The organism is Micromonospora echinospora, assembly GCF_014203425.1.
Lineage (GTDB): Bacteria > Actinomycetota > Actinomycetes > Mycobacteriales > Micromonosporaceae > Micromonospora > Micromonospora echinospora_A.
Genome location: NZ_JACHJC010000001.1, coordinates 5,651,524 through 5,675,351, shown reverse-complemented (window position 1 = coordinate 5,675,351; position 23,828 = coordinate 5,651,524). Strand labels below are relative to the sequence as shown.

At 74.6% G+C, this 23,828-nt stretch carries 22 protein-coding genes and 2 pseudogenes; 14 read left to right on the top strand and 10 right to left on the bottom strand.

Annotated elements, in window-relative coordinates; all coding sequences use genetic code 11:
- Positions 1-34: 34 nt before the first annotated feature.
- A complete protein-coding gene (locus FHU28_RS25295) occupies positions 35-1,306 on the top strand; it encodes a low temperature requirement protein A (protein ID WP_184689894.1) in 1,272 nt (423 codons plus the stop codon).
- Positions 1,307-1,369: 63 nt separating this feature from the next.
- On the opposite strand, the gene FHU28_RS25290 is transcribed toward FHU28_RS25295, so the two are convergent.
- The 3 genes from FHU28_RS25290 to FHU28_RS25280 all read right to left on the bottom strand — a co-directional run bounded on the left by FHU28_RS25290 (position 1,370) and on the right by FHU28_RS25280 (position 5,042).
- Positions 1,370-3,196, bottom strand: a complete 1,827-nt coding sequence (locus FHU28_RS25290) for an AMP-dependent synthetase/ligase (RefSeq protein WP_184686891.1) — start codon at positions 3,194-3,196, stop codon at positions 1,370-1,372.
- Between the two features lie 139 nt (positions 3,197-3,335).
- Positions 3,336-4,286, bottom strand: coding sequence for a terpene synthase family protein (locus tag FHU28_RS25285; protein ID WP_184686890.1), 951 nt, complete (start codon positions 4,284-4,286; stop codon positions 3,336-3,338).
- A gap of 126 nt (positions 4,287-4,412) precedes the next feature.
- On the bottom strand, positions 4,413-5,042 hold the full coding sequence (locus tag FHU28_RS25280; protein ID WP_073830975.1) for a TIGR03085 family metal-binding protein: 630 nt from the start codon (positions 5,040-5,042) through the stop codon (positions 4,413-4,415).
- Positions 5,043-5,210: 168 nt separating this feature from the next.
- Between FHU28_RS25280 and FHU28_RS25275 the strand changes: the two genes are divergently transcribed.
- Together FHU28_RS25275 and FHU28_RS25270 are read left to right on the top strand one after the other, a co-directional pair.
- Positions 5,211-7,109: an ABC transporter ATP-binding protein gene (locus FHU28_RS25275; RefSeq protein ID WP_221453290.1), complete on the top strand. Its 1,899-nt coding sequence runs from the start codon at positions 5,211-5,213 to the stop codon at positions 7,107-7,109.
- Entirely contained in the window at positions 7,106-8,887 is a 1,782-nt protein-coding gene (locus FHU28_RS25270) for an ABC transporter ATP-binding protein (RefSeq protein WP_184686889.1), read from the top strand. Before FHU28_RS25275 ends, FHU28_RS25270 begins: the two co-directional genes overlap by 4 nt.
- 26 nt (positions 8,888-8,913) lie before the next feature.
- On the opposite strand, the pseudogene FHU28_RS32315 reads toward FHU28_RS25270, so the two are convergent.
- Positions 8,914-9,016, bottom strand: a pseudogene (locus tag FHU28_RS32315) (S4 domain-containing protein); the annotation flags it as partial.
- 128 nt (positions 9,017-9,144) lie between these two features.
- Between FHU28_RS32315 and FHU28_RS25260 the strand changes: the two are divergent.
- Positions 9,145-9,873, top strand: coding sequence for a DUF2470 domain-containing protein (locus FHU28_RS25260; protein WP_184686888.1), 729 nt, complete (start codon positions 9,145-9,147; stop codon positions 9,871-9,873).
- 43 nt (positions 9,874-9,916) lie between these two features.
- On the opposite strand, the gene FHU28_RS25255 is transcribed toward FHU28_RS25260, so the two are convergent.
- Genes FHU28_RS25255 through FHU28_RS25245 form a run of 3 tightly spaced genes read right to left on the bottom strand, consistent with a single transcriptional unit; the run spans position 9,917 to position 11,984 of the window.
- Positions 9,917-10,513, bottom strand: a complete 597-nt coding sequence (locus FHU28_RS25255; RefSeq protein ID WP_184686887.1) for a TetR/AcrR family transcriptional regulator — start codon at positions 10,511-10,513, stop codon at positions 9,917-9,919.
- Positions 10,510-11,265: an ABC transporter permease gene (locus FHU28_RS25250; RefSeq protein WP_184686886.1), complete on the bottom strand. Its 756-nt coding sequence runs from the start codon at positions 11,263-11,265 to the stop codon at positions 10,510-10,512. Before FHU28_RS25250 ends, FHU28_RS25255 begins: the two co-directional genes overlap by 4 nt.
- Positions 11,262-11,984 carry an ABC transporter ATP-binding protein gene (locus FHU28_RS25245; protein WP_184686885.1) on the bottom strand — a complete coding sequence of 241 codons (723 nt, stop codon included), beginning with the start codon at positions 11,982-11,984 and terminating at the stop codon, positions 11,262-11,264. The genes FHU28_RS25250 and FHU28_RS25245 overlap by 4 nt, the downstream gene beginning before the upstream one ends.
- Before the next feature lie 110 nt (positions 11,985-12,094).
- On the opposite strand from FHU28_RS25245, the gene FHU28_RS25240 reads away from it, so the two are divergent.
- The 5 genes and pseudogenes from FHU28_RS25240 to FHU28_RS25225 all read left to right on the top strand — a co-directional run bounded on the left by FHU28_RS25240 (position 12,095) and on the right by FHU28_RS25225 (position 15,984).
- Positions 12,095-12,484, top strand: a complete 390-nt coding sequence (locus FHU28_RS25240; protein ID WP_184686884.1) for a MerR family transcriptional regulator — start codon at positions 12,095-12,097, stop codon at positions 12,482-12,484.
- A gap of 151 nt (positions 12,485-12,635) precedes the next feature.
- A pseudogene (locus tag FHU28_RS32855) lies at positions 12,636-13,271 on the top strand (phosphoribosyl-AMP cyclohydrolase); the annotation flags it as partial.
- Between the two features lie 195 nt (positions 13,272-13,466).
- Entirely contained in the window at positions 13,467-13,880 is a 414-nt protein-coding gene (gene hisI, locus FHU28_RS32850; protein WP_311773707.1) for a phosphoribosyl-AMP cyclohydrolase, read from the top strand.
- Complete coding sequence (locus FHU28_RS25230; protein ID WP_184686882.1) at positions 13,877-15,430, top strand: anthranilate synthase component I; 1,554 nt, start codon at positions 13,877-13,879, stop codon at positions 15,428-15,430. The genes hisI and FHU28_RS25230 overlap by 4 nt, the downstream gene beginning before the upstream one ends.
- Positions 15,427-15,984 (top strand): Trp biosynthesis-associated membrane protein, encoded by a 558-nt coding sequence (locus FHU28_RS25225; protein WP_184686881.1) that lies wholly within the window; start codon positions 15,427-15,429, stop codon positions 15,982-15,984. Before FHU28_RS25230 ends, FHU28_RS25225 begins: the two co-directional genes overlap by 4 nt.
- Here FHU28_RS25225 and FHU28_RS25220 read toward each other — a convergent pair.
- Complete coding sequence (locus FHU28_RS25220) at positions 15,977-16,252, bottom strand: hypothetical protein (protein ID WP_184686880.1); 276 nt, start codon at positions 16,250-16,252, stop codon at positions 15,977-15,979. The genes FHU28_RS25225 and FHU28_RS25220 overlap by 8 nt on opposite strands.
- Positions 16,253-16,695: 443 nt before the next feature.
- On the opposite strand from FHU28_RS25220, the gene trpC reads away from it, so the two are divergent.
- The 3 genes from trpC to trpA are packed head-to-tail and all read left to right on the top strand — an operon-like array spanning position 16,696 to position 19,569.
- A complete protein-coding gene (trpC, locus tag FHU28_RS25215; RefSeq protein WP_030271968.1) occupies positions 16,696-17,499 on the top strand; it encodes an indole-3-glycerol phosphate synthase TrpC in 804 nt (267 codons plus the stop codon).
- 35 nt (positions 17,500-17,534) lie between these two features.
- Positions 17,535-18,761, top strand: a complete 1,227-nt coding sequence (gene trpB, locus FHU28_RS25210) for a tryptophan synthase subunit beta (RefSeq protein ID WP_184686879.1) — start codon at positions 17,535-17,537, stop codon at positions 18,759-18,761.
- A 4-nt stretch (positions 18,762-18,765) separates the two neighbouring features.
- Entirely contained in the window at positions 18,766-19,569 is an 804-nt protein-coding gene (trpA, locus tag FHU28_RS25205; RefSeq protein ID WP_030500292.1) for a tryptophan synthase subunit alpha, read from the top strand.
- 136 nt (positions 19,570-19,705) lie between these two features.
- Here trpA and FHU28_RS25200 read toward each other — a convergent pair whose 3' ends face one another.
- Entirely contained in the window at positions 19,706-20,239 is a 534-nt protein-coding gene (locus FHU28_RS25200; RefSeq protein ID WP_184686878.1) for an NUDIX hydrolase, read from the bottom strand.
- Between the two features lie 102 nt (positions 20,240-20,341).
- Here FHU28_RS25200 and lgt point away from each other — a divergent pair, with 102 nt between their 5' ends.
- Positions 20,342-21,562: a prolipoprotein diacylglyceryl transferase gene (gene lgt, locus FHU28_RS25195; protein ID WP_184686877.1), complete on the top strand. Its 1,221-nt coding sequence runs from the start codon at positions 20,342-20,344 to the stop codon at positions 21,560-21,562.
- Positions 21,563-21,573: 11 nt separating this feature from the next.
- Positions 21,574-22,761: an FAD-dependent oxidoreductase gene (locus tag FHU28_RS25190; RefSeq protein WP_184686876.1), complete on the top strand. Its 1,188-nt coding sequence runs from the start codon at positions 21,574-21,576 to the stop codon at positions 22,759-22,761.
- Positions 22,762-22,919: 158 nt separating this feature from the next.
- Here FHU28_RS25190 and FHU28_RS25185 read toward each other — a convergent pair whose 3' ends face one another.
- Positions 22,920-23,762, bottom strand: coding sequence for a GNAT family N-acetyltransferase (locus FHU28_RS25185; protein WP_184686875.1), 843 nt, complete (start codon positions 23,760-23,762; stop codon positions 22,920-22,922).
- Positions 23,763-23,828 lie beyond the last annotated feature (66 nt).

Here is a 23,828-nt window from a genome sequence, read left to right as displayed (position 1 = left end):
GGGGAACGGGGGCGGGGTCCGGTGGTCGTGGACGGTGCGGCGCAGCGCGCCGGGCTCCCGCACCACCCGCCTGGAGCTCTTCTACGACCTGGTCTTCGTCTTCGCGTTCCTGAGCGTCACCACGCTCACCGCCTCGGTGCTCACGCCGGTCAACCTCTACCGCTTCCTGCTGGTGCTGGCATTGCTCTGGTGGTCGTGGACCGGCTTCGCGCGGATGGGCAACGCCTTCCGCGCCGACCAGGGGGTGCTGCCGCTGGTCGGCGTCGTCACCGTGGCGGCGACGTTCCTGCTCGTGCTCAGCACACCCAGCGCGTTCGCCAACCGCGGCGGCTGGCTGCCCGGGCCGCTCGTCTTCGCCGGGTGCTACTTCGTGATCCGGACGGCCCAGCTCACCGTCTTCGCCTGGGCCGACCGTGCCGACCCGGCCCGGCGCCGGGGGCTGCGGATCCGCTTCCTGGCCCCGACGGTGGCCACGGCGCTGCTGGTCGTCGCCGGCATCCTTCCCGGCCGGCTGGCGCAGGAGCGGTTCGCGGTGGGGCTGCAACTGGCGCTCTGGACGCTGGCGCTGCTCGTCGAATACCTCAGCGGGGCGATCCTGGGCCAGCAGTGGTGGGTGGTCGTCTCGGCCGGGCACTGGGCGGAACGGCACGCGCTGATCGTGCTCGTCGCGCTCGGCGAGTCGCTCATCGCGCTCGGGCTCGGCCCGAAGCGCGGGCTGCCGCTCACCGGCCCGGTCGCGGTCGCCGCGCTGCTCGGCGTGGTGATCGTGGCGACGCTGTGGTGGGCGTACTTCGACACGCTGTCGTTCGCGCTGGAACAGGCGCTGCACCAGGCCCGGGACCGGGCCGCGCGGCTGCGGCTGGCCCGTACCGTCTACACGTTCCTGCACCTGCCGATGGTCGCCGGGATCATCCTCTTCGCCCTCGGCCTCAAGGACCTGCTGGCCGAGGCGACCTCACCGGCGACGCCCGCGTGGGGCCCGCCGCTGGGCACCTTCTGGGCCGGGATCCTGTTCGGCGGCGTCGGGCTCTACCTGCTCAGCATCGCCGCGTGCTGGTGGCTGGCGGACCGCCGGGTGCGGCCGCCGCTGCTGGTGACGGTGCTGCTGCTCGTCGCCGCCGTCCCGGCCGTCGCCCCGCTGCACGAGCTGAACGCGCTCGTCGTGCTGGCGGTGCTCACCGCCGCGGGCGTGGCCTGGGAGACCCGGGGCGAGAACGGTCACCGGCGCCGGGTACGCCAGCTCGCGCTGGAGGAGCAGATCGCCGCCGAGGCCGAGCAGAGCCATTGGCGGCAGCAGCACCTCTGAACGGCACGCGGCCGTGCCCCGGGACGGTGGGGCACGGCCGGCGCTACCGACTGGCGGTGCGGGCTACAGCTCGGCGAGCGTGCCCTCGTACATCTTGTCGATCTCGGAGGCGAAGTTCGTCTCCACGCTGCGACGCTTGATCTTCAGCGACGGCGTGACCTCGCCGTCCTCGATGGTGAGGTCACGGGGGAGGATCGACACCTTCTTGATCGTCTCCCAGCGGTTGAGCTTGGCGTTGAGCTCGGCCACGTAGCCCTCGACCATCTCCCGCGCCTGCGGCGAGGTGACGATCGTGGTGTAGTCGCTGCCCTCCAGCGGGGTGCCGGCGGCCCAGGCCTTGATCGCGTCCGGGTCCAGCGTGACGAGCATGGTGCAGTAGTTGCGCGCCTGGCCGATCACCACTGCCTGCGAGGTGTACGGGCAGACCGCCTTGAACATGCCCTCGATGTGCGACGGCGCGACGTACTTGCCGCCGGACGTCTTGACCAGGTCCTTCTTCCGGTCGGTGATGCGCAGGTAGCCGTCGGAGTCGAGCGTGCCGATGTCACCGGTGCGGAAGAAGCCGTCCTCGGTGAACGCGGCGGCGGTCTCCTCCGGCAGGTTGTGGTAACCCCGCATGACCGGCTTGCCCCGCATGAGGACCTCGCCGTCGCTGTCGATCCGGCACTCCAGGTCACCCATGGCCCGGCCCACGCTGCCGATCTTCAACCCGTCGGGCGGGTTGACGAACGCGCCGGCGCTGGTCTCGGTCAGGCCGTAGCCCTCGGAGATGGGCAGGTTGGCGGCGGCGAAGAAGGTCGCGATCTCCTGGCTCAGCGGCGCCGCGCCGGAGACCAGCACCCGCATCCGGCCGCCGAGCCGGGCCTGCAGCTTGCTGAACACCAGCTTCTCGGCCAGCGCGTACTTCATCCGCAGCCCGGCCGGCACCGGCTTGCCTGCCTGCTCCAGCGCCACCTTCTCCTTGCCGACCGCGACGCCCCACGCGAAGATCTTGGCCTTCGCGCCGCCCGCGCCCTGCGCGGTGGTGACCGCCTTGTTGTAGACCTTCTCGAAGACCCGGGGCGCGCCGCACATCAGCGTCGGCCGGACCACGCCGAGCAGGTCGACCAGCTTGTCCACCCGGCCGTCGACGTACGTGGGCAGGCCGACGTGGGTGGCGCCGCAGAGCAGCGTCTTGCCGAACGAGTGCGACAGCGGCAGCCACAGGTACTGCAGGTCGTCGGTTCGCAGCAGGCCGAGCTCGGCCTGCGCCACGCCCTCCCAGCACCAGCCGCCGTGCAGTAGCTCCACGCCCTTCGGGCGGCCGGTGGTGCCCGAGGTGTAGATGAGCGTCGCCAGGTGGTCCGGGCCGATGCCGCCGACGAGCATGTCGATCAGGTCGGGCTCGGCGCTCAACGCGGCGGCGCCGCGCTCCTCCAGTTCGGCCAGGGTGAGCTGCGGGACGGCGGCGGCCGGATCGGGCGAGCCGTCGAAGAGCACCACGTGGGTCAGCGCGGGCAGGTCCGCCCCGGCGATCTTCGCCGCCTGGGCCGGGTTCTCCGCGAACAGCACCTTCGAGCCGGAGTCGGCGATGATGAAGACCGCTTCGTCGGGCTCGGTGGTCGGGTAGACGGTGGTGGTGGCCCCGCCGGCGCACATGATGCCGAAGTCGGCCAGCACCCAGTCCAGCCGGGTGTTGGCCAGGATCGCCACCGGGTTCTCCAGGCCGACACCGAGCCCGTGCAACCCGGCGGCGATCGCCTTCGCGCGCTGCCCGACCTGCTCCCACGTCAGCCAGACCGGGCCCGAGTCGTCGGGTGCGGGGTGGGCGAACGCCTGCCGGTCGGGGGAATCCGCCACGCGCTTGAGGAACATGTCGGGTACGGAACGGTACGGTACATCGAGAGCCATCGCTGTAGCCGCCTTCAGGGGTGGAGGGACGTGACGGGGGTCACGTCGATCTGCGGTTACCGAAGGGTATTGCCTGCACCCGGCCAGCGGCTAGCCCTGATCGGCCGAGTCGCCACCGGTCCCGACTTCTGGAACCGGATCAGGCGTACCGGCTGGCGGCGCGGGACCAGTCGTAGGTGGCCCGGACCCAGTCCCGGCGGGTGTCCAGGAACGCCCGCATCCCCTCGTCGGCCCCGGCGCTCAACGCCGCGTCCCGCTCCGCGTACGAGGCGAGGGCCGTGTTGAAGCAGTTCGCCGCCGCGTTCAACGCCGCCGACTCGTCCTTCCCGGTCTCGCCCGCGATGGTGGTCACCAGGTTGTGCGCCTCCGGGGCGACGCCCCGCTCCTTGCCGTAGGAGAACATGTCGTTGCACCAGCAGACCAGGTCGGTGGCGAGGGCGTCCAGCGCGGTGAGCGCCGGGTTCGCCCGCTGGTCGGGCCGCGGCAGGGACGGGCGGGCCAGGTCGGTCACCGTGAAGCTGGGGCGTACGCCTCCGGTGTGGCGGCGCATCTGCACGTACTCGGCGACCCCGGGCACGCGTCGGCGCTCCCGGTTCGCGGCCTCCCAGAGCAGCGCCAGCAGGTACTCCCGCAACTGGCTCACCAGTCGCATCAGGTGCGCCGGCCGCCCCCGGCCGCGGGCCCGCCGGCACAGGTCGTGCAATGCCAGGCCCATCGGGCCGGCGTCGGTGGGCGCGGGCGCGTCCGGGTCACCGTGCCGGTCGAGCACCGCCAGCAGGGCCGCCAGGGTGGGCGCGAGCACTGTCGGTGCGGCGCCCAGCCCGTCGTCGTCGCAGGCGTCGTCCACCACGAACAGCCAGTTGATCAGGTCGGTGAGCAGCCGCAGGCCGGTCGGGGAGGCATCGGGGCAGGCCCGTCCGGCCAGCTCCGAGGCGTGGGCCCCGGTCAGCCGGAGCAGGCCGGCCCGGTCCTTGATCAGGCCGAACCCGCGCACCCAGGCGACGCTCTGCGCGGCCACCTCGTCGGTGGCCGGGTGACATCGGGAGGGAAAGGGCGGCTCGTGCAACGCCGAGAGCGCGAAGTCCCGCATCGTCGTCCCCTGTCCGCCGCCCCGCGGGGTCGGGACGGTTCGCAGGAGCGTACGGGAGCCGGCGGGCGTTATCGAATGCCGGGTGTCCACATTCCACGATCGCTTGTGAACGGGCGGAAACGTCGCTCACAGGCCCAGTTCGGCGTTACGCAGGCGCTCGGCGCGTTCGGCCGGGCCGTCCACCTGGACCCGGGCCACCCGCTGCCGTCCGGTGAGGAACAGCACGAGTTCCCCCGGCGCGCCGACGAGCCGCAGCCGCTCGCCGCCGCCACCGGCCCGCAGCTCGCCGTGCCCCGGTGCCTGCACCAGCACCTCGGCCGGGAAGCGCCGCAGCGCCATCCGGGCCAGCAGGGCGACCCGCTTCCAGAGCACCGCCTGCTGCCCGGCGGGCAGGTTCCGCGGCTGCCAGCCCGGCCGGGCCCGGCGGACGTCCTCGTGGTGGATGAAGAACTCCATCCCGTTCGCCAGCTCGTCGGTGAGCGGGTTGCTCACCGGGCTCCACACCGGGGGACGGCGGACCCGGGCGATCAGGTCGGCGTACGGCCCGGCGGCGATCCGCCGGCGCACCGACTCGCCGTAGCCGCGCAGCGGCGGCAGCAGGATGCCGCCGGCCGCGTCCGGCCGGCGTTCCCGCACCAGCAGGTGCGCGGCCAGGTCGCGGGTGGTCCACCCCTCGTTGACGGTCGGCGCGTCCGGTCCCAGTTCCAGCATCAGGTCGGCGAGCGCCTCGCGCTCCGCTCGGGCGTACCGCGGCATGGCCCGATCGTAGGCCCGCGCGGGCAGTTCGGCGCGCCAGGCCCGGCGCGGGGACGGGCCGGGAGCGTCAGCGGCCGTTGTCCGCCCAGGTCGGGCGGAACGTGACGGCGGACATATCCCGGCCGGGTCGGCGGAGCCGGCGACGAGCGGTAAGGATGGGGGAGAAAGATGCGGCTTACGGCGGGGGAGAGCGTGGCGAGCGGGACAAGTCGGGACGTCCTCGGCAGAGGGCTACGGGTGCTGGGCCAGGCCATCCGGGAACAGCCGCGGATCTTCGCGGTGGCAGTCAGCGGCAGCGTGCTCTTCGGCCTCCTGGTGATCGCCAGCGCGTACGTGGTCGGCGGGGTGGTCGGCAATGTCGTCGTGCCGGCGGTCGAGCACGGCGAGGTGGCCCGCGGGGCCTTGGCGCTGGCCGCGACGGCGCTGTTCGGCATCAGCGTGCTGCGGGTCGTCGGCATCTTCGCCCGGCGGCTCGGCGCCGGCTACATGCAGTACCGGCTCCAGGCCGCCTACCGCCGCCGGGTCACCCGCCGCTACCTGGAGCTGCCGCTGGCCTGGCACCACCGCAACTCCACCGGCACGCTGCTGTCGAACGCGAACTCCGACGTGGAGGCCGCCTGGTACCCGATCGCGCCCATGCCGTTCGCGGTCGGCACGCTGGTGATGCTGGTCGGCGCGGTGGCCTCGCTGTTCTTCACCGACTGGGCGCTGGCCCTGGTCGGCCTCGCCGTGTTCCCCGCGCTGTTCGCGCTCAACGTGGTCTACTCCCGCCGGATGGCGCCCCGCCAGGCCCGCGCGCAGCGGCTGCGCGCCGAGGTCAGCGGCATCGCGCACGAGAGCTTCGACGGCGCGCTGGTGGTCAAGACGATGGGCCGCGAGGCGCAGGAGACCGCCCGCTTCGGGGCCCGCGCCGGTGACCTGCGGGACGCGCTGATCTCGGTCGGCCGGCTGCGCGGCGTCTTCGACCCGATGCTGGAGACGCTGCCCAGCCTCGGCACGCTCGCCGTGCTGGTGGTCGGCGCGATCCGGCTGCGGCAGGGCGCGATCACCGTGACCGAGCTGGTCAGCGTCGCCTTCCTGTTCACCGTGCTGGCCTTCCCGGTGCGCGCCATCGGCTGGGTGCTGGCCGAGCTGCCGCGCAGCGTCGCCGGGTGGGACCGGGTCCGCCGCGTGCTCGACGCGACGGGCGAGATGCCGTACGGCACGAGGACGCTCGACCCGGCCACCCGCACACCGGCCACGCTCGCCTTCCACGACGTGCACTTCGCGTACGAGCCGGCCGAGGCGCACCTGCCCGGCGCCCAGGTGCTCGGCGCGGTGACGTTCACCGTGCCGGCCGGGAAGACTGTCGCCCTGGTGGGGCCCACCGGAGCGGGCAAGTCCACGATCGCCTCGCTCGCAGTGCGGCTGGTCGACCCGGGCGCCGGGCGGGTCACGCTGGAGGGCGTGGACGTGCGGGAGCTGACCGCCGCCTCGCTCGCCGGCAACGTGGCGCTCGTGGCGCAGGTGCCGTTCGTCTTCGACGACACGGTCCGGGCCAACATCGCGCTGGACCGCGCCGGCATCGGCGACGACGAGGTGTGGGCGGCGCTGCGGCTGGCCGAGGCGGACGGCTTCGTGGCCGCGCTGCCGGACGGGCTGGACACCATGGTCGGCGAGCGGGGCACCTCGCTGTCCGGCGGGCAACGCCAGCGGCTGACGCTGGCCCGGGCGCTCGCCGGCCGCCCCCGGCTGCTGGTGCTCGACGACGCCACGAGCGCTGTCGACCCGCGCGTCGAGGCGGCCATCCTGGCCGGGCTGCGCGCCCCCGCCGACGGCGGCGCCCCGGCGTCGATCCTGGTGGTCGCGTACCGCCGGGCCACCATCGCGCTCGCCGACGAGGTGATCTACGTGGAGCAGGGCCGGGTGGTCGCCCGCGGCACCCACACCGAGCTGCTGGCCACCGTGCCTGGCTACGCCGACCTGGTCACCGCGTACGAGCAGGCCGAGCAGGAACGCGAGCAGAAGCAGACGTACGACGAGGTCACGCCGATGACCTCCGGCCTGGAGATCGAGGTTGACCGGTGAGTACGACCACGGGGGAGAACACCGAGACCGCCGAGACCACCTGGCAGACGCTGCGGCGCGGGCTGGCGCTCTCCCCGGAGCTGCGCACCGGTCTCGCCGGCACGATCGCGCTGGCGCTTGTCTACATGGTCGGCCGGGTCGCGGTGCCGGTGGCGGTGCAGCGCGGCATCGACCACGGCATCGTCGACGGGCTCGACCTGGACGTCATCTCGCTCACCGTGGCGATCACCGCCGGGGTGCTGGTCGTCACCACCATCTGTGGCTACCTGATGATGCGCCGGCTGTTCACTGTGAGCGAGACGGCCCTGGCCGGCGTGCGTACGCGGGCGTTCCGGCACGTGCACGACCTGTCGATGCTGCACCAGCAGTCCGAGCGGCGCGGCTCGCTGGTCTCCCGGGTCACCAGCGACGTCGACCAGATCACCCAGTTCCTCCAGTGGGGCGGCGTGATCCTCCTCGTCAACCTGGGCCAGCTGCTGGTGACCACAGCGGTGATGCTCGCGTACTCCTGGCAGTTGACGCTCGTGGTGCTCGTCGCGTTCGCGCCGGCGGTGCTGGTGATCCGGCAGTTGCAGCGCCGCCTCGCCGGGGCGTACGGGCTGGTGCGGCAGCGCACCGGCACGCTGCTCGGCGCGATCGGCGAGAGCGTGGTGGGCGCGCCGGTGATCCGGGCGTACGGGATCGCCGGGCGCACCGCGCGGCGGCTGGACACGGCGATCGACGGCCAGCGGGTGGCCCAGCAGCGGGCGATCCGGATCAGCATCATGGGCAGCTCGGTGGGGGAGCTGGCGGCCGGGCTGGCGCTGGCCGGCGTGGTGGTGGTCGGGGTGAGCCTCGGCGTCGACGGCACGCTGTCGATCGGCCAGCTCACCGCGTTCCTGTTCCTGGTCACGCTCTTCATCCAGCCGGTGCAGATCGCCACCGAGGTGCTCAACGAGGCGCAGAACGCGATCGCCGGCTGGCGCCGGGTGCTGGACGTGCTGGACGTCGCGCCGGACGTGGCCGATCCGGGCGAGCAGGGGCGGGACCTGCCCGCCGGCCCGCTCGACGTCCGGTTCGCCGGTGTGACGTTCGCCTATCCGGGCGGCCCGCCGGTGCTGCACGACGTCACGCTCGACATCCCGGCGAAGAGCCGGGTGGCGGTGGTGGGCGAGACCGGCAGCGGCAAGACCACGTTCGCCAAGCTGCTCACCCGGCTGATGGACCCGAGCGAGGGCGCGGTGCTGCTCTCCGGGGTCGACCTGCGGCAGGTGCGCTTCGACTCGCTGCGCGCCCGGGTGGTGATGGTGCCGCAGGACGGCTTCCTGTTCGACGCCACGGTCGGCGAGAACGTCCGCTTCGCCCGCCCCGACCTGACCGACGAGCGGCTCACCGCCGCCTTCGGCGAGCTGGGCCTGGCCGACTGGCTGGACGGGCTGCCGTCCGGCCTGGACACGCCGGTCGGGGAACGCGGGGAGGCGCTCAGCGTCGGCGAGCGGCAGCTCGTGGCGCTGGCCCGCGCGTACGTCGCCGACCCGGACCTGCTGGTGCTCGACGAGGCGACGAGCGCTGTCGACCCGGCCACCGAGGTACGCCTGCAACGGACGCTCGACGCGGTGACCCGGGGGCGGACCACGCTCGCCATCGCGCACCGGCTCTCCACCGCGCAGGCGGCCGACGAGGTGATCGTGGTGGACCGGGGCCGGATCGTGCAGCGCGGCCCGCACGAGGAGCTGGTCCGCGACACCGACTCGGTCTACGCGCTGCTGTACGCCTCCTGGCTGGAGCAGACCCGCTGACAGTGGCGGATCCACCAGGGTTGGCAGCGCGCGGCTGCGCTCGCGTACCGCGACCACCCGGCCGGGCCGCAGCCGGTACGAGGGCCTGTCGACCTTGCGCCCGTCGACCGTGACGTGGCCGTGCCCGACGTCGCGGGTGAGCGGGATGCCGAGGGCCCGGGAGAGCCGGGCCTTGGGCCGGGGGTGGTTCACGTCGACGTCGCCGATCGTCTAGCCTGCTTCTTAGGTAAGCCTTACCTACTTTGAGGAGGCGGATCATGCGGCCCAGCCCGGCGGAGATCGTGCGTACCCTGGTCGCGGGCCGGTTGCCCGCCCTCGTCCACCTGGCCCGGCAGCCCGGTCCGCATCAGGTCCGGCACGCCGTCGACCCGGACGGGCGGGTGCTGCTGCTCGTACCGGTGGTCAGCGACCTGGCCGCCGCGCTCGTGCCGCCGGGCGACACCGACGTGGCCACCGTGCTCGACGTGCTGGACCTGCCGCCGACCGCCGGCGCGCCCTCGCTCGGCCGGGCCTGGGTGTCCGGCTGGGCGGCCCGCCTCGACGGGGACGAGGCGCGCCGGGCCGCTGTCGACTTCGCCGCCACCGAACCCACCGGCGACCTGCTCGACGTGGGCCGCCGGTTCCACCTGCACCGCTTCGAGGTGGCCGAGGCCCGCTGGGAGCGCGCCGGGCGGGTGCGGCGCATCGACCCGGAGGCGTTCGCCGAGGCCGAGCCGGACCCGCTGCACCCGGTCGAGGCCGCCCTGCTGGCCGACCTGGCCGACCACCACGCCGAGCAGGTCGGTGACTATCTGCGGCGGCGGCTGGACCTGCCCGGCGACCGGACGCCGCGGGTGGTCCGGATCGACAGGTACGGCCTGCTGGTCGCGGACGGGCGGCCCGGCGCGACCCGGCGGGCCCGGATCGCCTTCGCGCGGCCCGTGGCCGACGTGGCGGAGCTGTCCCGCCTGCTGCACCCGATGCTGTGCCCCCAGGCCGCGGCCTGAGGCGGGCCGGACCGCCGTCGACGCCGCGGGGGGCGGCGGCGGCTCAGGCGATGTCGCCGGTGAGGTACCGCTGAACCGTCGGTCCGATGGCGGCCACCAGCGTCGCCGGCTCGGCGGTGGCGACCGCGTCGAGGCGGAGCACGTACCGCATCATGGCCAGCCCGGCGAGCTGGGTGGCGACCAGCCCGCCGCGTAGCGCGCGCTGCGCCGGGTCGACGTCGAGATGGTCGAGCACCCGGCGCAGCACCTGCGTGACCAGGAACTCGCGCAGCAGGCGGGCGCTCCAGTCGTTGCTGACCGCCGAGCGCAGCAGCGCGACCGCGGCGCTCCCGGCGGGGGAGTCCCAGACCTCCAGGAACACCCGGACCATCCGCTCGCCGACCCTGTCCGGGCCGCCGGTGAGCACCGCCGGCAGCAGCCGTCCCGGGTCGGCCGGGAACGCCGTCGCGGCCCGGAACAGCTCCTCCTTGCCGCCGAAGTAGTGGTGCACGAGCGCCGGGTCCACGCCGGCCGCGGCGGCGATGGCCCGGATCGACGCGGCGTCGAAGCCCCGCTCGGCGAACGCCTCCCGCGCGGCGGCGAGGATGGTTTCCCGGGTGTCCGGAGTGCCGGGCCGCCGCCCGGTGCGCCGCGCGTTCACCCGCTGCGCCGGCGCAGCGTCGCGGCAGCCAGCACCAGCGCCGCCACCGCCGCCCCGGCCACGATCGCCACGTCCCGCCACATCGTCCCGGTGGGCTCGGCGTGCGCGCCGACCTCCTGCAGCGCCTCGACCGCGTACGACAGCGGCAGCGCGTCGCTGATCGCCTGGAGCCAGCCGGCCATCTCGTCGCGCGGCACGAACAGGCCGCAGAGCAGCAGTTGCGGGGCCACCACCACCGGCATGAACTGGACCGCCTGGAACTCGGTGCGGGCGAACGCCGAGCAGAACAGCCCGAGCGCCACGGCCAGCACCGCGTTCACCCCGGCGATCAGCACGACCAGCCACGCGCTGCCGGCGGTCTCCAGCCCGAACACCCGGTACGCGACGACCGAGGCGACAGTGGACTGGAGCACCCCGGCCAGGCCGAACGCGATGCCGTACCCGAAGAGCAGGTCGAGCTTGCCCAGCGGCGTGGTGAGCAGGCGCTCCAGCGTGCCCGTGGTGCGCTCGCGGAGCATGGCGATGCTGGTCACGAGGAACATGATGATGAACGGGAAGAAGCCGAGCATGATCAGGGCAACCCGGTCGAACGTGCTGGGAGCGCCGGGCGGGGCGGGCTGGTCGACGTACATGAAGTAGACGAGCGTGAGCAGCACCGACGGCACCACGACGAGCAGCGCCACGGTCCGCCGGTCGTGCCGGAGCTGGCGCAGGATGCGCCCGGTGGTGGCGGCCAGGATTCGTCCGTTCATCGCGCCTCTCCCTCGGCCTCGCGGATCAGGCGCAGGAACGCCTCTTCCAGGTCGTCGGTCCCGGTGGCGGCGCGGACCGCGGCCGGGGTGTCGTCGGCGACCAGCCGGCCCTCGCGGATCAGCAGCAGCCGGTCGCAGCGGGCGGCCTCGTCCATCACGTGGCTGGAGACCAGCAGCGTGGTGCCGTTCGCGGCCATGGCGTGGAACCGGGCCCACAGGTCGGCGCGCAGCACCGGGTCCTGGCCGACAGTGGGTTCGTCCAGCACCACCAGCTCCGGCTCGCCGACCAGGGCGCAGGCGAGCGAGGCGCGGCTGCGCTGGCCGCCGGAGAGCGTGCCGACGAGCTGGTCGGCCGCCTTGCCCAGGCCGACGTCGGTGACCGCGCGGTCGGCCTCGGCACGGCCCCGGCCCTGGATCGCCGCGAAGTAGCGGGCGTTCTCCCGCACGGTCAGGTCGGCGTAGACGCTCGGCGCCTGGGTCAGGTAGCCCACCCGGCGGCGCAGGTCGGCCGAGCCGGCCGGGCGGCCGAGCACGTCGACCGCGCCGGAGCCGACCGTCTGTACGCCGACCACCGCGCGCATCAGCGTGGTCTTGCCGCTGCCGCTGGGCCCGAGCAGCCCGGTCACGGCGCCCCGGGGGACCCCGCAGGTGATGCCGTGCAGCACCCGCCGCCCGCCCCGGTCGACCACCAGCTCGCGGACCGACACCGCGTCGTCCATGCTCGCCTCCGTCAATTCATCACTCGTTGAACTCAACGCTAGATGAATTCTGCCGGCAAGGCAATGAGGGACTTGACTTCGAGTGCGCTCGAACTGGAAACCTGGAGGGCGTGGACATCAGCACGCGGGAGATGAGCCTCACCGTGGGTGAGGCGGCGGAACGGGTCGGCCTGACCACCTACACGCTGCGCTGGTACGAGCAGGAGGGCCTGGTGGGCCGCGTCGGACGGGACTCCTCGGGCCGCCGGCGCTACACCGAGTCCGACGTCAACTGGCTGTTCCTGCTCACCCGGCTGCGGCGCACCGGGATGCCGGTGCGCGACATGCGCCGCTACGCCGAGCTGGCCCGGCACGGCGACAGCACGCTCGGCGCGCGCCGAGCGCTGTTCGAGGCGCACCGGGCCCGGGTGCTGGCCCGGATGACCGAGCTGGAGGAGGACCTGAAGGTCCTCGAGTACAAGATCGACGCGTACCGGCGGGCAGAGGAGGAGTCCGGCTGAACGCCTCGGTGGCGGACAGGGAGTCCGGCACCGGAAGATCGGATCTCGGCACCATGACGCCGTGGGTCCAGCGCAGTTGCCCGACACCGGATTCCTCGACCACTGGGCCGCCCGCCTGCGGCAGACCGCCGACCGTCCGGTCGTCGGGATCATGCTGCGGGGCAGCCACGCCCGGCGGGCCGCCACCGAGCACAGCGACGTCGACGTGGACGTGCTCGTGGTCGCCGACGAAGGGCGCGCCGCCACTGGCGCGGGAACCCGCGCCGCTGCCCGGCGCGGCGGCCACTACGCCGCCCGGCGGGCGTACCTGACCGATTTCGGCGGTCGCCTCGTGCACGTCTCGGTGGCCGCCCGCGACGTCCGGTCCTGGGTGCGCAGGCTCGGCCAGCCCGCCGACTGGGCGTTCGGGCTGCCGGTGACCGCGCCGGCCCGGCTGCTCTGGGCGGTGCCGGAATGGCGGCGCCGGATCGACCTGCCCGTGCTCTGCCAACCCGCCGACGAGCCGCGCCTGGAGGAGTTGATCGCCACGCTGGGCAAGGTCGCCGCCAACCGCTGGGCCGGTGACCCGGTCGGGGTCCGGCTCGCCGCGGCCGACCTCGCCCGGCTCTGCCCCTCGGTGCTGCGGCCGGCCAACCCGTCGGTGCGTGTGGTGTCCCGCCGGGCGGCCCTGACCGCCGCGCTGGACCTCCCGGTCGCCCCGCCCGGCTACCGCGACGACATGCTGCTCTGCCTCGGGCTGCGCCACGGCGACCCGGCCGAGGTCGCCGCCGCCGCCGGACGGCTGGTCACCGGCATCCTCCCCCTGGTGCGCCCGTACGCGGCGGAGATCGCCCGGGTCGCCGGGACCGACCTGGCCGAGGCGCTCACCGACGGCCGGGTGGACCGCTACCTGCGGCAGTTGGGCCGGGCGTTGGAGACGGTGACGCCCGCCTCCCGGGACACGTCGGCGGTGCCGGGGCCGCGTGCGGGAGAATGGTCAACCGTGCCCGCCCCTGACGCGCCGCTGAACGGCGCCCCCGCTCCCGGCCCGGTCCGCCCGTCCCGGCTCGACCCGGCCATCGCGGCCAGGCTCCGCCGCACCCCGGACGGCCTGGTCGCCGCCGTGGTCCGCGCCCACGACTCGGGCGAGGTGCTGATGGTCGCCTGGATGGACGACGAGGCGCTGCACCGCACGCTCACCACCGGCCGGGCCACCTACTGGTCGCGCAGCCGCGGCGAGTACTGGGTCAAGGGCGCCACCTCCGGCAACCACCAGTACGTGCGCTCGGTGGCGCTGGACTGCGACGGCGACGCGCTGCTGGTCAGCGTGGAGCAGGTCGGCGCGGCCTGTCACACCGGGCAGCGCACGTGCTTCTTCACCGACCTGCCGGTCAGCTCCCCGGAGGTGACCCCGTGACCGACGGCGCGGTCAGCCCGGACCGGTCCACTTTCGCCGACCTGGCCGCTCGCTGGCGCGTCGTGCCGGTGACCCGGCGGCTGCTCGCCGACGCCGAGACCCCGGTCGGGGTCTACCGCAAGCTGGCCGGCGGTCCCGGCACGTTCCTGCTGGAATCCGCCGAGCAGGGCGTGGGCTCGGCCGGCACGGCCTGGTCTCGGTACTCGTTCATCGGCGTCCGCAGCAGCGCCACGCTCACCGAGCGCGACGGCGAGGCGAGCTGGACCGGCACGCCGCCCGCGGGCGTACCGACCACCGGCGATCCGGTCACCGTGCTCCGCGAGTCGGTCGACGCGCTCGCCGGCCCGGCCTGGGACCCGGCCGGCGGAATGCCGCCGCTGACCGGCGGGCTGGTCGGCTTCCTCGCCTACGACCTGGTCCGCCGCTTCGAGCGGCTGCCCGAGCTGACCGAGGACGAGCTGGACGTGCCCGAGCTGGGCATGATGCTCGCCACCGACCTGGTGGTGCTCGACCACTACGAGGGCTCGGCGATCCTCGTCGCCAACGCGGTGCTGCCCCCGCTCGACGCGCCCGGGCGGGCGGAGCGGGTCGACGCCGCGTACCACCACGCAGTCGGTCGCCTGGACGCCATGACCAGCGCGTTGTCCCGACCGATCCCGCCCATGGTCTCCACCGTCGACCGGCCGGGCGTCGGCGAGGTGGTCAGCCGGACCCCGGAGGGCGGCTATCCCAAGGCGGTGGTGGCGGCCAAGGAGGCGATCCGGGCCGGCGAGTGCTTCCAGATCGTGCTCAGCCAGCGCTTCGAGCGCCCCACCGACGCCGACCCGCTCGACGTGTACCGGGTGCTGCGCACCACCAACCCCAGCCCGTACATGTACCTGCTGCGCTTCGACGGCTTCGACATCGTCGGGTCGTCCCCGGAGGCGCACCTCAAGGTCAGCGCCGGCCCGGACGGGCGGCGGCGGGCCCTGCTGCACCCGATCGCCGGCACCCGGCCGCGCGGCCGCTCCCCGGAGGCCGACGCCCGGCTCGCCGCCGAGCTGCTCGCCGACCCCAAGGAGCGCGCCGAGCACGTCATGCTCGTCGATCTGGGCCGCAACGACCTGGGGCGGGTCTGCCGGCCGGGGACGGTGGAGGTGCCCGAGTTCGCCACCATCGAGCGCTACAGCCACGTCATGCACATCGTCTCGACAGTCGTCGGCGAGCTGCGCGCCGACCGCACCGCGTTCGACGCGCTCGCCGCGACGTTCCCGGCCGGCACGCTCAGCGGCGCGCCAAAGGTACGCGCCATGGAGATCATCGAGGAGCTGGAACCGGTCCGGCGCGGCGTCTACGGCGGCACCGTCGGCTACTTCGCCTTCGGCGGCGACCTGGACATGGCCATCGCGATCCGTACCGCGCTGATCCGCGACGGCCGCGCCTACGTGCAGGCCGGGGCCGGGATCGTGGCCGATTCCGACCCGGCCGCCGAGGATCAGGAGACGCGGAGCAAGGCCGCCGCCGTCCTCGCCGCGATCGCCGCCGCCGAGACGCTGCGGGCAGCCCGGTGAGCGCGCCCGGCTCCACCGCGCCGGCGGCCCGCGGCCGGCGCGAACTCGCGTACGCGGTGCTGCTCTGCCTGGCCGGCGCGGGTCTGGCCTGCTGGGCGGTGACCCGGACCTGGTCGGCGGAGGTGACCGCCCGCGGCTCGCTGCCGCCCGGCCGGGCCGACCGCACCGGCGCGGACCTGCTGCCGTGGGTGCTGGCGCTGACCTACGTGGGGCTGGCCGGCGGCGGCGCGGTGCTCGCCACCCGGGGCCGCCTGCGCCGGCTGCTGGGCCTGCTGCTGGGCGCGGTCGGCCTGGCCGTGGCGGTCGGCGGCGGGATCGGCCTCACCGAGGCCGGGGTGAGCCGGCAGTGGCCCGCGCTGGTGCTGGCCGGTGGCCTGGCCCTCGCGGCCGGCGGCGCGTTCACCGCGTTGCGCGGCGACGACTGGCCGGCGATGGGCGCGCGCTACGAGCGACGGGCCGCGCCGGCGGCCGAGCCCGGCCGGCCGGCGGTAGAGCGGGGCACCCGGGACGCGTGGGACGCGCTGGACCGGGGCGAGGACCCGACGGTCAGCTGACCGGCTGCGCCTCGCGCGCGTCGCGCCGCCGTCGGGCCGCGGCCCGTGCGGCGGTCAGTTCGGTCACCAGCCGCTCCAGCTCGCGGCGCTGGGCGGCACGGGCCCGGTCCGCGCAGACGGCCTCCCAGGCGTTGCCCTGGGCGGTACGCGTCCGGCCGTCACCGGCCACCGCGCGCTCCAGCGTGTGCACCACGCCGAAGGCGAGGGAGGCGACGGTCCGGGAGATGGTGGTCAAGCCGATGGTCTGGTTCGGCCCGTTGACGCTCATGGTCACCCCGCACGAGATGGTTGTCGGCGGTCGGCAGCCGCCGGTGTCGAGTCTGCCTGAGGACGATGCTGCCGGGCTCACGTTTCGCCCTCATGAAGCACAGGTCAACGGTCCTGCAGCGGGTCCGACCTGGGCAGGGCCGGAGGTCCTTGAGCTTGGTCACAGCCGTCGCCGGAACCCGTGCTGCGGGCCCGGGACCGATCGTGGTGAGATAGGGATGGGTGACGGTCGATGCCAGCGTGGCGCTGCGTGACATGGCGTTCACCGGAAGTCGGCCATCATGCCACAGCCCATGTCGTGAGGTGCGCCATACCCCCGGGCACTTGTCGCCAGGTGGCGCCCCCTAGCATCGGCCCATGACGCCCGGAGAGGGGAGTCCGTTGGTGACTGCTGAGCATGCGCACGCGGAGGGGGACGACGCCGGAGCGGCGCCGTCCGCAGGGGTGCTCGACGAGATCCTGGCCGGCGTACGCGAGGACGTGGCCCGGCGCCAGGAGCAGGTTCCGCTGGAGCGGATCCGTGAACTGGCCGCCGCCGCGCCGCCACCGCTGGACGCGTACGCGGCCCTGCGCCGCCCTGGCGTGGCCGTGATCGCCGAGGTGAAGCGCTCGTCGCCGTCCAAGGGGCGGCTGGCCGAGATCGCCGACCCGGCGGACCTGGCCGGTGACTACGCGGCCGGGGGAGCGCGGGCGATCAGCGTGCTCACCGAGGGCCGCTGGTTCGGCGGGTCGCTCGACGACCTGGCGGCGGTGCGGGCCGCGGTGAACGTGCCGGTGCTGCGCAAGGACTTCGTCGTCTCCAGCTACCAGGTGCACGAGGCCCGCGCGCACGGCGCCGACCTGGTGCTGCTGATCGTCGCCGCGCTGGAGCAGAACGTGCTGGTCGGGCTGCTGGAGCGGATCGAGTCGCTGGGCATGACGGCGCTCGTCGAGGTGCACACCGAGGAGGAGGCGGACCGCGCCCTGGAGGCCGGTGCCCAGGTCATCGGCGTCAACGCCCGTGACCTGCGTACGCTGGAGGTCGACCGCTCGGTGTTCGAGCGGATCGCGCCCGGCCTGCCGAGCAGCGTCGTCAAGATCGCCGAGTCCGGCGTGCGTGGCCCGCACGACCTGATCCGGTACGCCTCGGCCGGTGCCGACGCCGTCCTGGTGGGCGAGGGCCTGGTCACCCAGAAGAGCCCGCGCGAAGCGGTCGCCGAGCTGGTCAACGCCGGCAACCACCCGGCCACGCCCCGCCCGGTGCGCTGAGCCGCCGGGCCACCCGACCCGAGAGGACGCCCGCGATGAGCGCCGTACCCGCAGCCGGCCAGGTTCCCGACGCCGCCGGTCACTTCGGCCGGTTCGGCGGCCGGTTCGTCCCCGAGGCGCTCGTCGCCGCGCTGGACGAGCTGGACGCGGCGTACCGCAAGGCGATGGGCGACGAGGACTTCCTCGCCGAGTTCGACTCGCTGCTGCGTGACTACGCCGGGACGCCCTCGATGCTCTACGAAGCCCGGCGCTTCTCCGCGCAGATCGGCGCGCGGGTCCTGCTCAAGCGCGAGGACCTCAACCACACCGGCGCGCACAAGGTCCGCAACGTGCTGGGCCAGGCGCTGCTCACCAAGCGGATGGGCAAGCAGCGGGTGATCGCGGAGACCGGCGCCGGCCAGCACGGCGTGGCCACCGCCACCGCCGCCGCGCTGTTCGACCTGGAATGCGTCGTCTACATGGGCCAGGTGGACACCGAGCGGCAGGCGCTCAACGTGGCCCGGATGCGGATGCTCGGCGCCACTGTCGTACCGGTGACCACCGGCTCGCGCACGCTCAAGGACGCGATGAACGAGGCGATGCGGGACTGGGTCGCCAACGTCGACAGCACCCACTACCTGATCGGCACCGCCGCCGGACCGCACCCGTTCCCGGAGATGGTCCGCGACTTCGTGCGCGGCATCGGCGTGGAGGCACGCCAGCAGTGCCTGGACCTGACCGGCACGCTGCCGGACGCGGTCGCGGCCTGCGTCGGCGGCGGCTCCAACGCGCTCGGCATCTTCCACGCGTTCGTGCCGGACGCCGGGGTGCGCCTCTACGGCTTCGAGGCCGGCGGCGAGGGCGTCGACACCGGCCGGCACGCCGCCAGCATCACCGGCGGCTCGTCGGGCGTGCTGCACGGCACCCGCACGTACGTCCTGCAGGACGCCGACGGGCAGACCATCGAGTCGCACTCGATCTCGGCCGGCCTGGACTACCCGGGCGTCGGGCCGGAGCACGCCTGGCTGCACGACACCGGCCGGGCCACCTACCTGCCGGTCGACGACGCCGACGCGATGGCCGCGTTCGAGCTGCTCTGCCGCACCGAGGGCGTGATCCCGGCGATCGAGAGCGCGCACGCGCTCGCCGGCGCCCGCGCGATCGCCCCCCGGCTCGCCGAGGAGCTGGGCCGCGAGCCGTTGATCGTGGTCAACCTGTCCGGCCGGGGCGACAAGGACGTGCACACCGCCGGCGCGTACTTCGGCATCCTCGACAAGGAGTGACAGCGTGAGCCGCATCGGGGTCGCCTTCGACAAGGCGCGCGCGGACGGACGGGCCGTGCTGGTCGGCTGCATGCCGGCGGGCTTCCCGACCGTCGAGGGCAGCATCGCCGCCATGAAGGCCATGGTCGAGGCGGGCGTGGACGTCATCGAGGTGGAGATCCCGTACTCCGACCCGGTGATGGACGGCCCGGTCATCCAGAAGGCGAGCGACATCGCGCTCGCCGGTGGCGTCCGCGTCGCGGACACGCTGCGCGCCGTCGAGGCGGTCGCCGCGACCGGGGCCAGCGTCGTCACCATGACCTACTGGAACCCGATCGAGCAGTACGGCGTCGACGCGTTCGCCCGCGACATGGCCGCCGCCGGTGGCACCGGCCTGGTCACGCCGGACCTGATCCCCGACGAGGCCGCCGAGTGGCTGGCCGCCTCGGACGCGCACGGCCTGGACCGGACGTTCCTGGTCTCCCCGTCCTCGACCGACGCGCGGCTGCGGATGACCGCCGAGCACTGCCGTGGCTTCGTCTACGCCACCGCGATCATGGGTGTCACAGGCGCCCGGGCGCAGACCTCCGAGGCCGCCCCGGTGCTGGTCTCCCGGCTGCGCGAGGTCACCGACATCCCGGTCGGCGTCGGGTTGGGCGTGGGCACCGGCGCGCAGGCCGCCACCGTCGCCGGGTACGCCGACGCGGTGATCGTGGGCAGCGCGCTGGTCCGCTGCGTGCTGGACGCCCCGGACCAGGCCACCGGCCTGACCGCCCTGCGCAAGCTCAGCGCCGAACTGGCCGAGGGCGTCCGCAACCCGGCCCGCTGACCGCTGCGGTTGCGTGTCCAGCCCTGGCCGCCCGCCTGCGTGATCGACTCCAGGTCGCCGAACTGGCGTGGTCGAACACGCCGGGACACCGCCACTCCGCCGACCTGGTGTCGATCACGCGCGGCGGGAAGGGCGGTCAGCGCTTGCTGTCGGCCTGCTCGGACGCGCGCTGGCCGGGCGGGGCGGGCTGCCCGTCACCGGACGGCGTGAGCGCGTCACCGGCGCCGGTGTGGCGCAGCACGCCGGAGCGGCCGGCGAGCGCGTCCGCGATCGCCGCGCTCGTTGCGGGGGTCAGCACGTCGGGCAGCTCCTGCGGCGGCCACCACCGCGGCAGGCACCCGGCCGCCGCCTCGCTCAGCGGCTCGACGCCGGCCGGCCCGGCGCGGAACACGTGCACCAGCACGTCGGGGCGCGCGCCGCACCGCCCGGCCGGTGGCGCGGGCGCCCGCGGGCCGCTCACCCGGTAGAGGCCGACCAGGTCGACCGGTTCGACCGCCCAGCCGGACTCCGCGCGGACCGCCCGGACGACGGCGTCCGCCGGGCTCTCGTCGTGGCGCAGCCGCCCGCCCGGCAGCGCCCAGCGACGCGCCCCGTCGGAGCGGCGGCAGAGCAGCAGCCGGCCCGACCCGTCGATGACGACCGCGGCGACCGCCCATGTGAGCGGGCTCATGGACAAAGAGCCTACGACCGCGCAAACCAGAAGTCATCCGACCCGCGCGGCAGGCCGACCGGGGTGCCGCACACACAGTCCGCACAGGTACCGTGTGCACCCGTGACCCTCGCCCCGATGACCCCACTGGCGGCCATGCCCAGCCCCAGCACTGCCGTCTGGCAGCTCGGTCCGGTTCCGATCCGGGCGTACGCGCTCTGCATCATCCTCGGCATCGTGGTGGCCTGCGTGGTCACCGAGTACCGGCTGCGCCGCCGCGGCGTCGCTCCGGGCGCGGTGCTCGACATCGCCGTCTGGGCGGTGCCGGCGGGCATCATCGGCGCGCGGATCTACCACGTGATCACGTCGCCGGAGAAATACTTCGGCGCCGGCGGTGAGCCGATCAAGGCGCTCTACATCTGGGAGGGCGGGCTCGGCATCTGGGGCGCGGTGGCCGGTGGCGCGGTCGGCGCGTGGCTCGCCGCCCGGCAGCTCGGCATCCCGTTCACGGTGATCGCCGACGCGCTGGCGCCGGGGCTGCCGCTGGCACAGGCCGTCGGCCGGCTGGGCAACTGGTTCAACAACGAGCTGTACGGCGGGCGGACCACACTGCCCTGGGGTCTTGAGGTGCACGTGATGGACCCGGACAACCCGGGCCACGCGCTGCGCGACGACGCCGGCAATCCGGTGCTCCAGCCCGGGCTCTACCACCCGGCGTTCCTCTACGAGGCGCTCTGGAACGTCGGCGTCGCCGCGCTGGTGCTCTACCTCGACCGCAAGCTGCGGCTCGGCCGCGGCCGGGCGTTCGCGCTCTACGTGATGGGCTACACGGTGGGCCGGTTCTGGATCGAGCTGATGCGCACCGACGAGGCCAACCTCATCCTCGGCGTACGGCTCAACGTCTGGACCGCCGTGCTCGTCTTCCTCGGCGCGCTGGCCTACTTCGTCCGGGTCCGGGGCCCCCGCGAATACCTCGTGCCGGTGGGCGAGCCGGCCCTCGCGCCTACCCCCTCCGGGGACGTCTCCCAGGTCGACCTCTCCGCCCGGGAGGCCGCCGCCCGGCCGGTCGTGCCGGAGGGCTACCGGGTGGTGAGCGAGGAGCAGTTCGACACGTACCGCAAGACCGGCGTGCTGCCCCCGGCCGACGACGAGCGGACCGAATCCCCGGACGACGACGCCACCACTGCCGAAGCGGCGGACGCCACCACGGCCGACGCGGACGCCGCCGACCGCGCGGACGCCGACGGCGCCGACTCCGACGCCGGTCCGGAGCGGGCGGACGCCGAGCGCACGAACGCGGGCCGGGCCGACGCCGGCGCGCGCCCCACCGACCGGGACAGCTGAGCGGGGGAGTCATGCGCAGCGCGGTGGTGGTCGGCGCCGGACTCGGCGGGATGGCGGTGGCCGGCGTGCTGGCCCGTTCGGGATGGCAGGTCACGCTGCTGGAACGCGCCGACCGGGTCCGGCCGGAGGCGACCGCCGTGGTGCTCTGGCCCAACGGGGTACGCGCGCTGCGCGCCCTCGGGCTGGGCGACGGGCTGGACGCGATCGCCACCCCGCTGCCCGACGGCGGCGTACGCCGCCCGGACGGGCACTGGCTGGTGCAGCCCCGGTCCACCCCGGCCGAGCGGATGCCGGTGGTGGTGCACCGGGAGGACCTGCACGACGCGCTCATCGCCGGCCTCGGCGACCGGGTCGAGCTGCGTACCGGCGTGACAGTGCGGACGGTGCGCGCCGCCTCCGGCGAGCGCCCGGCGGTGGGCGACGGCCGGCACACCTACGAGGCGGATCTGGTGGTGGCCGCCGACGGCGCCGACAGCGAGATCCGCAGGCAACTGGCGCCGGAGAGCTCTGTGGTCAGCTCCGGGTGCGCCGCGTGGCGGGCGGTCATCCCCTGGTACCGGGCCCCGCAGCTGCCCGACGACCAGCCGCTGCACGGCGAGACGCTGGGCGCCGGGTACCGGTTCCTGGCCGCCTCGCTCGGCGAGCGGGGCAACGCCGGGGCCTCCCGCCGGGGCGGCGTCTACTGGGTGGCCACCGCGGCGGGCGCGCCCCGACCGGAGCCGCCCGAGGTCCAGCTCGCCCTGCTCAAACGCTGGTTCGCCGGCTGGCCCGCGCCGATCGGCACGCTGCTGGAGGCGACCGACCCGGACGACGTGGTGCAGCAGGAGATCCGTGAGCTGCGCCCGCTGCCGAAGGCGTACGGCTTCCCGGCCGGCCCGGGCGGCGTGGTGCTGCTCGGCGACGCCGCGCACGCCATGCCGCCGCACCTCGGCCAGGGCGCCTGCCTGGCGTTCGAGGACGCGGCGACGCTGGCCGGGCTGCTGCGGGAGTCGCGGCTGCCGGACGCGGTGACCGCGTACGACCGGCTGCGCCGCCCTCGCGCGGCCACGATGGTCCGGCAGACCCGGCGGATGTCGGCGGTCCTGCAGGCCCGGGGCCGGCTGGCGCTGCGCGCCCGCGACGCCGCCCTCGGCACGATCAGCCCTCGGATGCGCAACACGGCCGCCGCCGCGGCCGCCGCCTGGCAGCCGCCGTCCTGACCGTCCGCGTGCGGCCCTGTCGGCGCGCGGCCGTCGGGCAACGGCACGGTCCCCGGCGGCCGGGCCCCTCAGTCAGCGCGGTCCCCGGGCGACCGGCCCGGCCCCTCAGTCAGCGCGGTCCCCGGGCGACCGGCCCGGCCCGACAGCCGGGTCGGTGCTCAGATGACGGCGGCGGGCTCGGCGATGCAGGCGGTGCCGATCCGGCGGAACCCGACCCGCAGGTAGACCCGGGCGATGTCCTCGCTGCCGGCGCTGAGGAAGATCAGGTCGGTGCCGGCGGCGCGCAGTTCCCGCGCGAGGGTGGCGGTCACCGCAGCGCCGAGGCCGCGCCGCCGCGCGGACGGCAGCGTGGCCACCCCGGCGATCTCCGCCACGTCGCCCACCCGCATGGCCATGCCGCTGGCGAGCGCGCCTTCCCCGGGCGTGCCGGCGAGCACGGAGACGCGCCTGCCGTCGGCGACCCGGGTCGCCTCCTCCTCCAGCGCGGCCACGTCCAGCCCGGCGACGGCGGCATCCCGTTCGGCCGGTCCGGCCTCGCCGCGCGCGGTGCCGCCGTTGGCGAAGCCGACCGCGGCGACGGCCCGTCGCAGCGCGATGTCCGCGGCGAAGCCGGGCTCGGCGGGGTCCAGCACCCGCACCGGTACGTCGCTGAACGTCCCCGGTTCGGGCAGCCGCTCCGGTTCCAGCAGCATCAGCGGCGCCTCCAGCACGCTCAGCCCGGCCGAGCGGGCCACCGCCAGCAGGTCCGGCTGATGCTCGTGCACCCACTCGAACACCTCCGGCAGGCCCAGCTCCCGTTGGCGGGCGCGGACCGCCGTGACGTCGGCGAGCGTGGGGTGCTCGGTGGCGTCGAGCCGGGGCCGGGCGTAGAACGGCCATCCGGCACCTTCCCGGACGAAGAGCACCAGGGCGTCGTACTCCTCGCAGCGGGCCACGTCGCGGGGCACCGCGTCGTAGAACCGCTCCAACCGGTCGAGTACGTCAGCGCGTGCGAGATCCACCGCGCGAGACTACACGTCCCAGCATCTGGAAGTGTGATCAATCTGAACTGGCCTTGCGCCGGAAGC

What these genes read in the sequence shown, in the direction of transcription:
- FHU28_RS25290 (WP_184686891.1), bottom strand. Translation starts at nt 3,196, where the DNA reads ATGGCTCTCGATGTACCGTACCGTTCCGTACCCGACATGTTCCTCAAG.
- FHU28_RS25285 (WP_184686890.1), bottom strand. Translation starts at nt 4,286, where the DNA reads ATGCGGGACTTCGCGCTCTCGGCGTTGCACGAGCCGCCCTTTCCCTCC.
- FHU28_RS25280 (WP_073830975.1), bottom strand. Translation starts at nt 5,042, where the DNA reads ATGCCGCGGTACGCCCGAGCGGAGCGCGAGGCGCTCGCCGACCTGATG.
- FHU28_RS25275 (WP_221453290.1), top strand. Translation starts at nt 5,211, where the DNA reads ATGCGGCTTACGGCGGGGGAGAGCGTGGCGAGCGGGACAAGTCGGGAC.
- FHU28_RS25260 (WP_184686888.1), top strand. Translation starts at nt 9,145, where the DNA reads ATGCGGCCCAGCCCGGCGGAGATCGTGCGTACCCTGGTCGCGGGCCGG.
- FHU28_RS25250 (WP_184686886.1), bottom strand. Translation starts at nt 11,265, where the DNA reads ATGAACGGACGAATCCTGGCCGCCACCACCGGGCGCATCCTGCGCCAG.
- FHU28_RS25245 (WP_184686885.1), bottom strand. Translation starts at nt 11,984, where the DNA reads ATGGACGACGCGGTGTCGGTCCGCGAGCTGGTGGTCGACCGGGGCGGG.
- FHU28_RS25220 (WP_184686880.1), bottom strand. Translation starts at nt 16,252, where the DNA reads ATGAGCGTCAACGGGCCGAACCAGACCATCGGCTTGACCACCATCTCC.
- trpB (WP_184686879.1), top strand. Translation starts at nt 17,535, where the DNA reads ATGAGCGCCGTACCCGCAGCCGGCCAGGTTCCCGACGCCGCCGGTCAC.
- FHU28_RS25200 (WP_184686878.1), bottom strand. Translation starts at nt 20,239, where the DNA reads ATGAGCCCGCTCACATGGGCGGTCGCCGCGGTCGTCATCGACGGGTCG.
- FHU28_RS25190 (WP_184686876.1), top strand. Translation starts at nt 21,574, where the DNA reads ATGCGCAGCGCGGTGGTGGTCGGCGCCGGACTCGGCGGGATGGCGGTG.